Source organism: Candidatus Chloroploca sp. Khr17 (assembly GCF_004138165.1).
In the GTDB taxonomy this organism is placed as follows: domain Bacteria; phylum Chloroflexota; class Chloroflexia; order Chloroflexales; family Chloroflexaceae; genus Chloroploca.
On the sequence record NZ_RYFF01000002.1, the window covers coordinates 169,197 to 182,268 of the forward strand.

13 protein-coding genes are annotated in these 13,072 nt (G+C 56.8%); 4 read left to right on the forward strand and 9 right to left on the reverse strand.

Annotation, left to right across the window (positions count from 1 at the left end):
- Positions 1–15 precede the first annotated feature (15 nt).
- The 9 genes from bchD to EKD05_RS02195 all read right to left on the reverse strand — a co-directional run bounded on the left by bchD (position 16) and on the right by EKD05_RS02195 (position 8,847).
- Entirely contained in the window at positions 16–1,956 is a 1,941-nt protein-coding gene (gene bchD / locus EKD05_RS02160; RefSeq protein WP_129670669.1) for a magnesium chelatase ATPase subunit D, read from the reverse strand.
- Between the two features lie 111 nt (positions 1,957–2,067).
- The gene (bchI, locus tag EKD05_RS02165) at positions 2,068–3,141 is read right to left on the reverse strand and encodes a magnesium chelatase ATPase subunit I (RefSeq protein ID WP_370374867.1); all 1,074 of its coding nucleotides are present in this window, start codon (positions 3,139–3,141) and stop codon (positions 2,068–2,070) included.
- A gap of 119 nt (positions 3,142–3,260) precedes the next feature.
- Positions 3,261–3,461, reverse strand: coding sequence for a hypothetical protein (locus tag EKD05_RS02170; RefSeq protein ID WP_129670671.1), 201 nt, complete (start codon positions 3,459–3,461; stop codon positions 3,261–3,263).
- 165 nt (positions 3,462–3,626) lie between these two features.
- On the reverse strand, positions 3,627–3,794 hold the full coding sequence (locus EKD05_RS25620; protein ID WP_165360543.1) for a hypothetical protein: 168 nt from the start codon (positions 3,792–3,794) through the stop codon (positions 3,627–3,629).
- Positions 3,795–3,809: 15 nt separating this feature from the next.
- Positions 3,810–5,036 carry a chlorophyllide a reductase iron protein subunit X gene (locus EKD05_RS02175; protein WP_165360544.1) on the reverse strand — a complete coding sequence of 409 codons (1,227 nt, stop codon included), beginning with the start codon at positions 5,034–5,036 and terminating at the stop codon, positions 3,810–3,812.
- A 31-nt stretch (positions 5,037–5,067) separates the two neighbouring features.
- Positions 5,068–6,060: a zinc-binding dehydrogenase gene (locus EKD05_RS02180; protein ID WP_129670672.1), complete on the reverse strand. Its 993-nt coding sequence runs from the start codon at positions 6,058–6,060 to the stop codon at positions 5,068–5,070.
- A gap of 75 nt (positions 6,061–6,135) precedes the next feature.
- Complete coding sequence (gene bchF, locus EKD05_RS02185; protein ID WP_240695582.1) at positions 6,136–6,603, reverse strand: 2-vinyl bacteriochlorophyllide hydratase; 468 nt, start codon at positions 6,601–6,603, stop codon at positions 6,136–6,138.
- Between the two features lie 13 nt (positions 6,604–6,616).
- A complete protein-coding gene (locus tag EKD05_RS02190; RefSeq protein WP_129670673.1) occupies positions 6,617–7,429 on the reverse strand; it encodes a class I SAM-dependent methyltransferase in 813 nt (270 codons plus the stop codon).
- 62 nt (positions 7,430–7,491) lie between these two features.
- On the reverse strand, positions 7,492–8,847 hold the full coding sequence (locus EKD05_RS02195) for a BCD family MFS transporter (RefSeq protein WP_129670674.1): 1,356 nt from the start codon (positions 8,845–8,847) through the stop codon (positions 7,492–7,494).
- A 379-nt stretch (positions 8,848–9,226) separates the two neighbouring features.
- On the opposite strand from EKD05_RS02195, the gene EKD05_RS02200 reads away from it, so the two are divergent.
- The 4 genes from EKD05_RS02200 (at position 9,227) to EKD05_RS02215 (ending at position 13,059) form a co-directional block, all read left to right on the forward strand.
- On the forward strand, positions 9,227–9,652 hold the full coding sequence (locus EKD05_RS02200) for a hypothetical protein (protein WP_097651518.1): 426 nt from the start codon (positions 9,227–9,229) through the stop codon (positions 9,650–9,652).
- A 63-nt stretch (positions 9,653–9,715) separates the two neighbouring features.
- Positions 9,716–11,182 (forward strand): response regulator, encoded by a 1,467-nt coding sequence (locus EKD05_RS02205; RefSeq protein ID WP_129670675.1) that lies wholly within the window; start codon positions 9,716–9,718, stop codon positions 11,180–11,182.
- Between the two features lie 68 nt (positions 11,183–11,250).
- A complete protein-coding gene (gene rfbD, locus EKD05_RS02210; RefSeq protein WP_129670676.1) occupies positions 11,251–12,084 on the forward strand; it encodes a dTDP-4-dehydrorhamnose reductase in 834 nt (277 codons plus the stop codon).
- A gap of 3 nt (positions 12,085–12,087) precedes the next feature.
- Positions 12,088–13,059, forward strand: a complete 972-nt coding sequence (locus EKD05_RS02215) for a glycosyltransferase family 2 protein (protein ID WP_129670677.1) — start codon at positions 12,088–12,090, stop codon at positions 13,057–13,059.
- The last annotated feature ends 13 nt before the right edge of the window (positions 13,060–13,072 follow it).

Below are 13,072 nucleotides of genomic sequence, written 5' to 3' on the forward strand. Positions count from 1 at the left end.
GATGGACACCACCGCTCAACTTTCCGTGCTGGCATCGAGCACAGCCTGGGCGATCTGTTCACCACGACCTTGCGGTAGATAGACATAACGTCCACCCAGCCAGGCTGCCAGTTGTTGCGCTTCGCCTCGACTAACAAAGCTTCGTTGGGTGTCAATCACGACGGCACCGATCCCGGCTGCGTGCAAACGCGCACTTAGGGTCTGGACTTCCCGGCGCGCAACTTCCAGCCGGGTCTGCTTATCGTGGCTCGGGTCGGGGCGTAAGGGCACATTGGGCCGCCCATCGGTAATAATCACCATGGTGGTTCGATGAATGCCCCGTGCACGGGCCTGTTCAGCAACCTGATAGGCCGCGAGCAACGCCGCCGCCAGGGGTGTTCCGCCGCCTGTGGGCAGCACATCAAGGGCACGTTTCGCCAGTTCGACACTCTGCGACGGTGGCAAGAGCAATTCGGCCTCTTCCCCACGAAATGCCAGCAGCGCGACCTGATCACGATGCACATACGCCTGCTGCAACAGCGCATTAACAGCCCCTTTTGCCTGGCGCATCCGGTGCAGCGCCATCGATCCACTGGCATCAACCAGAAAGCAGAAGAGCGTCCCCGCTTTGCTGCGATATTTCTTGATATGGAGATCGTCGGCTTTGAGCCGAATATGGCGTTTGTGTACCTCGGCGCGTGGTCGTTGACTCGCTTCTTCGTGGCGCACGCGTTGCCATGGTGCCGCAGCGCGCAGCGTCGCCACAACATCCAGCCGCCCCTGTGAGGGAAGTCCGGGGATCGAGCGAATATGCCGCCCACGCAATCCCGAGGTTGTCCCGCGTGACCCACTACGCCCGTTGCGGCGCACCGTAAAGGGTGTCTCTAGCACATCAGGGGGGATTTCGCTATCGAGGGCCGCCAGGATCAGATCCTCCACCGTCAATTCTTCCGGTGGGGGAGGGGGCTTCTCTTCTTCATCTTCGTTATTCTCTTCGCTCTGCGAAGGTGGCGGGGGCTCTTCGGATGGCGGGGGCTCTTCAGGCGGCGGCGGTGGTGCCTCCATCTGAGGGGTACGGGTTGCACGTGGCAGCAGCACAAAACGCACAGCGCGCTCAAGATCCTCATCAGCGACCTTTTCACGTCCAGCAAGTGCTGCCGAGGCCAGCGCCACCCGGGTCGCAAAAATATCAGCCCGATGGCCTTCGACGCCGAGCGCCAGCGCGGCCTGAATCAGTTGCGTAACTTGCGCCTCTTCGATCGTGACTTCTTTCAGCGCTTCGCGTGCCGCCAGCACCATTGCCTGCAAGAGCGCATCTTCATCTTCGAAATCACCGCTCAGGCCTTCAGGGAGCACCGGAGTCTTCTTTGACCGTTTCAGCTTCACCAGGCGTTCGCGGTCAAGCGTGAGATTACGGCGCACGACCTCGGCGCGGGCGGGTGCAGGGGCCTTGGAGATCGGGGCGGCAATCAAGCCAATGCGATCCATCAGGTGACGCCGGGGCGGGCCTTCATCAGGATCATAAGTCGCAAGCAACGCAAATCGTGAAGGCTCAACCACACTCAAGCCTTCGCGTTCTACGCGCACCACTCCGCTATCGAGCGCAGCGAGCAGATGGTTAATCGTGCTATCGTCAAGCAGATTCACCCCATCGGCATAGAGCAGGCCACCGTGAGCACGGGCAAGCACCCCACTACGATGCACCCGTTCGCCCCGGGCAAGCGTTGCCTCGAGATCGAGGCCACCCAGCAAACGATCTTCCGTCACCCCGACGGGTAGTTCCACAAAAATCTGCTCATCAATCAACTGCGCAAAGGCACGTACCAGCGTGCTTTTGCCTGTGCCAACCCCGGCGGCAATCACCGCTCCACCAAGACCGGGATCGACTGCGAGGAGGAGCAGCGCCTGCCGTGCAGCATCAAGTCCGACGAGAGCCGAGAAGGGCATACCACACTGGGGAATCGTAACCAGAGGCATAGCGTTCACCTTACGCAAACCTGGAGCAGGCACAGACGACCGCTCAGGCCCATACTCAACAGGCAGCGCCTGAGCCGGCGCTGCCGATGGTCTGTCTGCTGCAAGCGTCAATTACGTCAGCACCTCTTCGACTGCACGTTCAATGCGAACCGCGTCGTCCTGGGTTTCGAGGGGGTCTTTGCGGAGGCGATGGCGCAGCGCAAGATTGGCAATGCGCCGGACATCCTCCATGCGCACTTCGTTATGACCCTCAAATGCCGCCAGTGAACTGGCAGCCCGGCTCAACGTCAACTCACCGCGATGCCCATCAATTTCGAGCTTCACACAGAGTTCAGCGATCTTGTAGAGTGTTGGGTCAGGCAACGTGACCTCAGGCAACCGTTTCTGGGCGCTTTTGATCTTGCGTTGCAACTTGGACGTTTCTTTCGCCCACTCGTCGACAAAGGTAAACGGATCGGTATCATAGGCGCGACGGCGCTTCACAATTTCGACGCGATCGTCGACACTCGTGATCGTTGTGATCCGGGCGTGCAAGCCAAAGCGATCAAGCAACTGCGGTCGCAGATCGCCTTCTTCAGGGTTGCCGCTACCTACCAGGACAAAACGTGCCGGGTGACGGATGCTGATGCCTTCACGCTCAACCACATTGGTACCACTGGCCGCTACATCGAGCAATACGTCAACCAAGTGATCCTCAAGCAGGTTCACTTCGTCAATGTAGAGGAAGCCACGATTGGCGCGGGCCAACAACCCTGGGGCAAACGCCTGCACACCCTGCGTCAGGGCGCGTTCAATATCAAGCGTACCACAGACGCGGTCTTCAGTCGCGCCCAATGGTAGATCGACCACTGGTACGGCAATGGTCACAGCTGACGGATGCCGCGCCGCCTTCTTTCCTCCAGGCTCATTATGCGTCGTACAGCGTTCACATAGCCCAGCCGTACGATCAGGCGAACATGAATATGGGCAACCAGGCACAGCCTTGATCGGTGGCAACATCGCCGCCAGGGCGCGCACGGCCGTCGACTTGGCGGTACCGCGATGGCCCATCACCATCACCCCGCCAATCGTTGGATTCACAACACAAAGCAGCAGAGCCAGTTTGAGCTCGGCCTGACCAACAATTGCAGCGAACGGGTACGGAGGAACAGGTGCAGAAGACGGGGGGACAGCACCATTAGACAGCGTCTGAGGAAGCTCAGGCTCAGTAGCCGTGGGCACAGTTTTCACCTCATTGAAATGCGAAGTGCAACATGTAGCGAGCACACCTTACACTTCGCGTCACACACGTTACCGAAACGACATTACCGTTCGGAGCGTTTCACCACCGAACCGGCAGTAGGAACACGCTGACCATTGCGCTCACGTCGCGCAAAGGCCGTGATATTGGTCCAGAAAAACGTCAAACCGAGTGCAAGCACCGTAATAATCAAACTTGCCCAGCACATGAGCGCCGGGGTGATCGGGCCAATCATTTGCGTGGCCTCACCAAGACCTGCTGGCATACCCCTACTCCTATCATTTGTCGCGTACGGTTTGACGCGAAGAATGGCACCATGGAACTGTAGCTGATGAGCTTCCGAAGGACGATCCTTCTTGTCTATTGTACCATATTGCTGCAAGTATGCTTCATCACCAGGGTGCCATATAACCCGTTACAATGAGCTATCTTACCGACGCCACAGTGGATTAGCTTGTTCTGGTGACGTTACTTGTTGCGCTTCAAAACTATTGCACCAACTCCAGAAGATCGCGCTTGCCCACCAGCGCACGCGCAAGTGCCAGGGTGCCAACACATACTCGGTCAGGGCTACTTTTGAAGGGGTTTCTAGCTTCATCGTGCCATCCTTCGTTTAACGATACAACGGGCTTGCCGGTCTTCTCAGGTCAACATAACGGTAGGGTTCCCCTGAGCGTTGCAAAGCGATCAGGATCGCCAGCTTGCTCTCAAGTTCATCCTCGTTGCCAAAGCAAATGGTTGTATTGCCATCAATCGTGAGGGTCATGCCCTTTTTCGGATCGTGATTGGCTTCGGTCACATACATGCCAAGGTCGGTGAGTAACCTGCCGACGACCCGGTGTGTCGCCGGATCAAGTTCAGGTTGATCGCCAACCGCTTGTTGCATCAAGCCCAGCTCGAAGGTCGGCATCACCCTAGCCTCACGCCCGCCCATCAGTTCCTCGACCCCCGCCCCTTCGGGCACCAGATCGGGCTCGATGGCCCCGAAGACCTTCAAAAACTCGGCATACTCAAGCGGATGTACATCTTCCATCGCGACTTCGGGGAGGCTTCGGGTCATAATCTGGCGTGCCAGGCGGTCAAAGATGACCTCAAAACGTGGTTCGGTGAGGGCCAGTTGGCATGCATCGGCGAGCTCGCGAACGCCACGGTCAAGTGGAATACTTGCCAGTACCGGCAGATTAATCCGCTCGGCAAAGCGTTCGGCGACACCACTCCCGTCATCCCGATTGACAATCAACCCGATCAGGCGCGTGCGCCCTCCCATCTGGGCAAAATAGCGGGCCGCACTCGCAATATTATTGGCCGCATAGAGGCTCTGGCGGTCATTGCCACAGAGGATGATCACCTCTTCGGCTAGCGACCGCGAGAGCGGTGTGGCAAAGCCTCCACAGACCACATCACCCAGGAAGTCCATCACAATATAATCAAGCGCCCACTGGCTCATCCCGAACTTTTCGAGCAGATCAAAGCCAAAGGTAATGCCACGCCCTCCACAACCGCGTCCGACCTCAGGGCCACCAATTTCGCAGCCATAGACAGTCGCCTGATCCATTACCCGTGTCTTAAAGATGACATCCTCGGCGCGCAACTGATCTTCCCGGCCAGCTTCTTTCAACTCACGCCAGACATCACCGAGCGTTGGCAGGCTGACCCCTCCAAAGAGGGCATTGCAACTGTCGTGCTTGGGATCGCAGCCGAGTTGCATCACCCGATTGCCAAGCAGGGCTAGTTTGCTCACCAGATTTGTCGTGAAAAAGGACTTGCCCATGCCACCTTTGCCATAGACGGCCAGCATCCGGGCATGGTTCGTTCCGTTTTGTCGCATTTTCGCAGGCATGAACGCCTCTCTTTGCACGTCTAACTTTGAGTCAGACCTCGCTCGTTGCTTCGTCCTGCGGCCATTCCACGACGACTTTGAGACAACTCGGATCTTCAAGGGCGAGCCGATAGGCGGCCTGAATGCGATCAAGCGGCACCCGGTGGGTCAGCAGGCCACTGACATGCAGATCGCCCGAGGCGATCATATCGCGCACGCGGGGCAGGTCACCATCGGCCCCAAATTGCCATTCGCGGGCCACCAGGATCTGTGCCTCACGCATAAAGACCGGGGCATACGGAATGTTGATATGATCATAATAGCCGAGCAGCAGAACGCGCCCATGGTTAGCGAGCAGCGGCAGGGCCCCGACAAGCGCAGGCATCGAGCCAGTTGCCTCAATGATGACATTGATATTGGCTTCGCCGAGTGCTTCGTCTAGTGACTCGCGGGTAATATCAATGACCTGATCCGCCTCGGCCACAGCCAGACGTACGCCCACCCGGTCGGCGACCGCCACATGCTGTGCCCCCTGAATACGAGCGAGGCGGGCGGCCAGTTGCCCAACGATCCCCTGACCAAGCACCAGTACGCGGTCAGTCTTACGGATCTGGGCGACATTGAGTCCATGCAGTGCAGTCGCGGCAAGGGCGAGCACCACCCCGGTCGCCGGGTCAATCGAACCCAGCGGCACGACGCGGTCGGCCTCGGCACTGATATACTCGCTTTGCCCACCCCAGGCCGGGTTGACGCCACGGAAACAGCGGGCACCACCAACATATACCCATTGCCCTAGCAATTCCTGAGGGGCTTTGGCCCCCACCTTCACGACCTGGCCTACCGTTTCATAGCCGGGGACTACCGGAAAGAGCAGCGCGGGATGCGGCATCCGGCCATCAAGCAGCATTCGCTCGGTTCCAGCGCTAATCGAGGTAAAGGCAGTGCGGAGTAGCACATCACCCGCCTGTGGTTCAAGGACTTGAACCGTGCGCAATTCAATGGTATTGCGGCGAGGGATGACTACGGCGCGAGATTTGATCGGCATGTGGGCCATCGCTTTCTAGCGAATGTCGAAAAAAGGTATCTGCAACTGGTGCAGATCATCAGGCCTCTAGGCACCCTACATTTGTGAGGCTGCCTGGCGGAGCGAACGGCGTTGGCGAGCTGAATTTACCCCTCGTATGATAAATTGAACCGCGTTAAAGAGGTAGGTGATATAGGCAAAGACCATTACCCACATCACGGTGCGCGAGTCGGCTCCCACCCATTGCGCCACAAAGTAGAGGTTATGCGTGATAATCGCAATCAGATTGCCGACATCTTCCCAGAAAAACTCTTTTGCCATGAAATAGTGATCAAACATATCATATTCCCAGAGCATTCCGGTAATCGTGAGCGCCCAGATCAGCGCAATTTTGATCCAGATACTGATCGTTGCAATCAAGTATCCTTCGCCAGTGGCAAGATACCGTAGTACTAGGGCAAAGCTGATCAAAAAGACCACAAACTGGATCGGGGCCAGAATGATTTGTACTTTTGTCCAGCGTGAGCGTTCACGACGGCGTAATTGATCCTCAGTATACATCATAACAATCACCAGGTTAGCTATGCATCACTTCCGGTTCAGTGGTGCCAATGCGCGTAACATTCAATATAAACCGTTGTTCTACCATTTCGGGTTCGGTCAGATCTGACCACGTTGCTTCAGCCCAGGCATGCACGCGCTCCATAACGGCAGCGAGCATTGTATCGCTGAGCACCCATGTCTCGGCATCAAAGCGTGCCGCCATCCCAGCCAGGACGTCGGCTGGGCTGATGGAACTTACCCACGTGGCTGCTACCAAAGGTTCGCTCGTCGTACCGCCAGCGCGAGCCAGCGCTGACGTAAGCGCCGCCCCTGCGCCCGGTGGGCGGCTTCCAGGCATGAACTCAATGGCGGCCAGTCGCAGTTGCGTCCGCAGGCGTCCGACACACGAATCAGGGTCTCGCCAATCGCTGCCTTGCACAAAGAGCCCACCTGGTTTGAGGACACGCACGATCTCACTCAGGGCTGAACGCCAATCGGGCAAGAGGTGCAACACATGCACCGCAAGCACGGCCTCAAAGCTCTGATCCGGGAATGGCAAGTGCTGGGCGTCACCACAAATCAGTGCAAGTTCTACCTCGGCAGCTTTGGCTCGTTGGGCTGCCAGAGCCAACATCTCGGCTGAAATATCCAACCCAGCCACCAACCCACCGGCCTGAGCCGTCGGCAGCGCAATGCGCCCCGTGCCTACTCCCAGTTCGAGCAGCGACGCACACGAACCGGTCAGGCCCACAATCGCCTGACCGATCTGTGCCGCTACTTCGGGCGGATGGGCTCGTTGCGCATCATAGACCGAAGCTATATTCTCAAAACTAAACGCAAGCGCCATAACAATCTTCTCCGCAGCGAGCGTATAGTTGCTCGCTGCGGCATTCCCTTTAGCTCAACGGACTAGCTCGCGGTATCCATCGCCAGCACCGTTCCGATATCCTGCTTGGTCAGGCCCTTGAACTCTTGCACACTGACACTGCGCAGGATGCCAATGGCGACGACCATCACGATGGCCTCGAAGCCAAAGATGAGGGTGTACCCAAGGGTTGGGCTGAACAAGCCCGTGCCAATCATCGCCGTGACGAGACCGCCACTAAAGACGTTGGCAAACCCATTGCCCAGACCCTGAGCCATACCCCAGATCCCCATATAGAGGCCCGTCTGCCCTTCGATCGTCATTTCCATCATCATCGAGAGCGCACCGACGTTGAAGAAGCCGATCCCAACCCCCATGACCAGCAGCGCCGGATAGACCAGGCCAGGCTGATAGGTAATCGAAGACATCGCAATCGTTGCCAACGCGGCGGCAATGCCGAGCCCCCCCAGGCTGGCGATCAGTTTTTTGGAGATGGGGAAGATCGAGGAGAGCACGCCAATCGAAAACATGCCGAGCAGTGCTCCGGCCCCCCATGCCTGCTGGTAGGCAGCCGTCTCGGCCTGAGTTTTGCCGAAGACCTGCGCGCCAAATGGTTCAAGGATCGCATCCTGGAGGAAGATGCCCATAATCGCCAGCAGGACAAAGAAGAAGAAGGCCCGTACGTGGGGATTGGTGCCCATCAGTTGACGCGCCACGCGGAAGGTGCCCAGGGGCGAAGTGCTCTCTTGCGGCTGTGCAGCCAGCAGGGCCGCGTGCTCTTCTTTGGTGATGCGGCGCTCCATCCCGACCACCCCGAGCAGAATGGTCACGACGGCAATGATTGGCGTCAGGTTGTAGAGCTGTCGCATAGCTTCAGGTGAGTATTCGGGCATAATCACCCGCGAAACACCTGCCGAGACAATGCCGCTGATGATGATCGCTGCCCAGATCACGGCCACGACGCCGCCACGCTCTTTCGGGGTGGTGACTTCGGCAACCAGCGAGTTTGACGCGCTTCCATTCATGGCCATAAAGACACCGAATATAGCCATCAACAGGAATGCTTCAACGGTTGCAACCAGTTCCCGTGCCCCAAGACCCACCGCAATATAGGGCAGAAACAGAAAAATCAGTGAAGCTCCAACACCGCTAATGAAGATATAGGGAGTGCGGCGATAGCCGAAAATGGGATAACGATCAGCAAAGCGCCCCCAGTAGACCTGGAAGAACGAGATGAAGTGGTGCATCCCGATCAGCGAGGTGACAATGACCGCGATGGCCCCGAGATCGGCAATCGCAACTCGGTTGAAGTTAAACGTTACGAGCGCAAACATCCAACCAATGCCCAGGCGCATTGTCGCCAGGCGAAGTGTTTTAATGACGAGACGCAGGAAACCCATGCGACTTGCCCCTTTCCGTATCTAGAACAGCGAATACTGTAAGAAGTACTACAGACTTAGAACTACATTATTAGGTGGGGATGCAGGATACGATAGAAACCTCTACATCGTGGGTTAGTGAAGAGGCGCGATCCCGCTGATATGCTTGATTGTAGCTACTCTCCTAATCCAGTTCAGCTAGATCAGTTGTAGAAAGGACGGGGCCAAAAGACGACTAGAGGGCATATCCTTAATGAGCGAAAGTATAGCATATGCTCAAAAAGGTTGCAATATGTGCAAAATTATGGCAAAACCTAGACATTTTGTTTATTACATTTATTCAAAAATTTGACTTGTTGTGCTATACTAGAACAACAACAAATTATTTGAGGTTACACATATGTATGTCCGCTGGGTGGTCAGGCGCCACAAAAACGCCACGATCGCGGATACCAGCTTTTATGATGCGTATCTCGTTGCCAGTTATCGTGACGAGCGGGGTGTTCCGCGTCAGCGCACCATTTGCTATCTGGGCAACATTCGTCAGATCGCTGACGAGTTTCCTATGATTGAGCGCGAGCTGTTTCTCCTCCGTGCCGAACGCATCCTTCTCTCGATTGAGGAATTGGGTGAAGTTGACCGTGAAGAAGCTCTCGATGCGCTTCGTCAGAAGGTGCCTCCGCTGACCCGTGAGGAAGTGATGACGGCCTTTGTCGAGAATTTACGCTGGTATCGGCGCTGGTGGGAGCAGAATGGTGGTGGCCCGACCGATGATGAGTTGATCAAGATTGTCCAGTTAGCCCGCGGGCGTCTCGGGCCTGTCTGATAGCGCGGTAGCGTTGTTTCACCCTTTACAGGTTCGGCCCATATCTGCTATGATCAGAGAGCTATGGGAAACGAGACAATTCTTGCTATTGACGATAATCCACAGATGTTGAGCATTCTGGCGGATCTCTTGCAGCCGCTCGGCTATACGGTCGTGTGTGCTGCCAATGGGCCTGATGCGCTGGCTCTGGCGACGGCCAACCCGCCCGATCTGGTGTTGCTTGATGTGATGATGCCCGGGATGGACGGCTTTGAGGTCTGTCGTCATATGCGCGCTCATCCGGCGCTTGCTCATGTGCCCGTTGTGCTCGTGACCGCGCTTGATGATCGCGAGTCACGGGTTGAAGGCTTTGAGGCTGGTGCTGATGAGTTTGTGACCAAGCCGTTTGACTATGTCGAGTTGCGGGCTCGCGTCACGACGATCCTACGCCTGAATCGCTATCGAACGCTTGTTGAACAGCAACGCCGTACGGCAACGGAACGAGCACGGTTTGTTTGGGCCGTGGAACATAGTGATGACGGTATTTTGCTTCTTGATGAGGCTGATCAGGTTCACTATGCTAATCCCCGCGCTCGCACGATCCTTGGGCTTGCCCCCGCTGTTTCCCTCGATCATGCCTTTTTGCCCCTCGCTACCCAACAGTATCGCCTGACACCCCCTGAAGCATGGGACGCCTGGCCCCAGGTGCCCGCTCACGATGATCAACCTCGCTTCCTGGTTAGCCCTGAACGCGCGAGCAGTGTCGAACGCTGGCTCCGCGTTGATTTGTTGCCCCCCGCCGAGAATGATCCGACCCGCGTCTTGCGGCTGCGCGATGTGACCGAACAGATGATTACCCAACGCGAGATGTGGACGTTTCATACCATGCTGGCGCACAAGCTCCGTACGCCGCTGGTAGGCATTCTCGGTGGGTTGAATATTTTGAGCGGTGGCGGCGCGACGATGGATCGCGAGAGCATCGTCCGTATTGCTGAGGTGGCGCTTGCCGGGGCACGACGTTTGCGCTCGGAAATCGAGGATATTCTGCATTACCTCCGCTCACCATCTGATGTCTATGGGCTCGATAGCATTATTGTCTCGGAAGTTTCGCTGTTGCTCGATCAGGTTGCCCGTGACCTTGACCTCAAACATGTGACGATCGAAGCTCCTTTGCCCGAGTCAGCTAATCATCGCATTGCGCTGACGCAGCATAGCCTTGAAGTGTTGCTGCGTGAAGTGCTGGAAAATTGTGTCAAATTCCATCCTCATCGTGACCCCGAGATTCAGATCAAGCTCTCACTGCTGGAACCTAAGATGCTGCGGCTGGAGATTATTGATGATGGCCCTGGGATGAGTAATGAACAACGTCAGCGGGCGTGGTACCCGTACTATCAGGGTGAACGCAATTTTACTGGTCAGGTGGAGGGTATGGGGCTTGGGTTGGCGCTGGTTGCCCGCATTGTCCATGCGGTCGGTGGGCGCTGTGCGCTTGCCAATCGCACTGATAGCCATGGGACAATCGTGACGCTTACGCTTCCTCTTGCGAGTTGACGTTGCTAGCGGCTTCTGCTACCATCCACCCGGGGTGAAGATTGCTGCGTACGCACGGGAAGGCTTGCATGAAGGTAGCAATTACTGGGGCACGTGGGCAACTCGGCAGTGAGTTGTGTGCGGTGCTGAGTGATGAACATACGATTATCCCGCTCGACCATACCAACCTCGAACTTGGCTCGCCCGAGGCTGTCGCGCAGATTGTCGCTACGGGGGCCGATCTGGTGCTGCATCCAGCGGCTTTTACCAATGTTGATGCCTGTGCCCGTGATCCCGAACTGGCCTATCGGATCAATGGCCTAGGCACGCGCTTTGTTGCGCTTGCCTGCCGCAAGCTCAAGGTGCCACTCGTCTATATCAGTACCAACGAGGTCTTTGCCGGTGATGCGTTGACCCCGTACTACGAGTACGATCAGCCTCGCCCGGTCAATGCCTATGGTCGCTCGAAGCTGGCCGGGGAACTGGCGGTGCGTGAGTTGCTTGATGCGTTCTATATTGTGCGGGTGGCTTGGCTCTTTGGTGGGACACGCAATTTTGTCCGTACGGTTCTTCGTCTGGCTGAGCAGCCACCAGAAGGCGGCTTGCGGATGGTTGATGATGAGTTTGGTAGCCCAACCTATACCTTTGATGTGGCTCTCGCGCTGCGTGAGCTTATCACGAGTGAGCAGTATGGGACATACCACGTGGTCAATGGCGGGGTTGCTTCACGCTATAGCTTTGCGACGACGATCCTGCGTCTTGCCGGTTACGAAAATGTGGCGGTGACGTCGATCAAACTGGCTGATTTTGTGCGTGATAGTACCCCGCCCCCTTATACGCCACTTGCTAATCTGGCCGGTACCGCGTTGGGCTTGTCCTTGCGCCCCTGGGAAGATGCCGTGGCCGCTTTTTTGCAACGCTAGACGATGATTGATATTATTATTCCCAATTATAATGGTGCTGATCTGTTGCCGACGTGCCTTGATGCGCTGCGTGCCCAGACCCGCCGTGATTGGCTTGTGACGGTTGTTGATGATGGCAGTACCGATCATTCGCTGGCCTTGCTGACCACAGCCTACCCCGAGGTGCGCGTTGTTGCCCTTGAACGTAATCGTGGCCTCGCTGCCGCCGTCAATGCCGGGCTCGCTGCAACCAGCGCTCCGTATGTGGTGCTGTTGAATAATGATACCGAGGCCACGCCGCACTGGCTTGCCGAGTTGATTGGAGCGCTTGAACGCTATCCGGCCTATGGTTTTGCCGCGAGCAAGTTGCGCCTCTTTGATCGTCGCGAGATGCTCCATTCGGCTGGTGATTATTATCAGTTTGATGGTGAACCAGGGAGCCGTGGTGTCTGGGAACGTGATCGGGGGCAGTATGATGCCCTCACCGAAGTCTTTGGCCCTTGCGCTGGTGCTGCGGCCTATCGTCGTGCGATCCTTGAAACGCTGGCGCAGTCAGGCCGGGTCTTTGATGAAGATCTTGTGATGTATTGCGAAGATGTTGACCTGAATTTACGCGCCAGACATCATGGTGTCCGCACACTCTTTGTGCCTACCGCTATTGTCTACCATCGGCTCAGTGCCACCGGTGGTGGTGTCCTCGCAAGTTATTACTGTGGGCGTAATTTTTTGCTTGTCTGGATCAAAAATATGCCGCTGCCTCTGGTTCGCCGTCATTGGGGCGCTCTGTGTGTTTCTCAGTTGCGCTTTGCCTTCGCTAGTGTGCGGCATCTCCGCGAGCCTGCTGCCCGCGCCCGCCTCAGGGGGCAGTGGGCGGCTCTCTGTGCCTTGCCTCTTTTTGTTGGTAAACGTCGGCAGCAGTCACATTTGAGTGATACAACGCTCGCTGGCTTTGCTGCCGCATTGAACCTCGGGCTTACCGCGAAAGCGAGGATGTAGTCGTGTCCGATAC

What these genes read in the sequence shown, in the direction of transcription:
- EKD05_RS25620 (WP_165360543.1), bottom strand. Translation starts at nt 3,794, where the DNA reads ATGAAGCTAGAAACCCCTTCAAAAGTAGCCCTGACCGAGTATGTGTTG.
- EKD05_RS02190 (WP_129670673.1), bottom strand. Translation starts at nt 7,429, where the DNA reads ATGGCGCTTGCGTTTAGTTTTGAGAATATAGCTTCGGTCTATGATGCG.
- rfbD (WP_129670676.1), top strand. Translation starts at nt 11,251, where the DNA reads ATGAAGGTAGCAATTACTGGGGCACGTGGGCAACTCGGCAGTGAGTTG.
- EKD05_RS02205 (WP_129670675.1), top strand. Translation starts at nt 9,716, where the DNA reads ATGGGAAACGAGACAATTCTTGCTATTGACGATAATCCACAGATGTTG.
- EKD05_RS02170 (WP_129670671.1), bottom strand. Translation starts at nt 3,461, where the DNA reads ATGCCAGCAGGTCTTGGTGAGGCCACGCAAATGATTGGCCCGATCACC.
- EKD05_RS02200 (WP_097651518.1), top strand. Translation starts at nt 9,227, where the DNA reads ATGTATGTCCGCTGGGTGGTCAGGCGCCACAAAAACGCCACGATCGCG.
- bchD (WP_129670669.1), bottom strand. Translation starts at nt 1,956, where the DNA reads ATGCCTCTGGTTACGATTCCCCAGTGTGGTATGCCCTTCTCGGCTCTC.
- EKD05_RS02195 (WP_129670674.1), bottom strand. Translation starts at nt 8,847, where the DNA reads ATGGGTTTCCTGCGTCTCGTCATTAAAACACTTCGCCTGGCGACAATG.
- EKD05_RS02215 (WP_129670677.1), top strand. Translation starts at nt 12,088, where the DNA reads ATGATTGATATTATTATTCCCAATTATAATGGTGCTGATCTGTTGCCG.
- bchF (WP_240695582.1), bottom strand. Translation starts at nt 6,603, where the DNA reads ATGATGTATACTGAGGATCAATTACGCCGTCGTGAACGCTCACGCTGG.
- EKD05_RS02180 (WP_129670672.1), bottom strand. Translation starts at nt 6,060, where the DNA reads ATGCCGATCAAATCTCGCGCCGTAGTCATCCCTCGCCGCAATACCATT.
- EKD05_RS02175 (WP_165360544.1), bottom strand. Translation starts at nt 5,036, where the DNA reads ATGCCTGCGAAAATGCGACAAAACGGAACGAACCATGCCCGGATGCTG.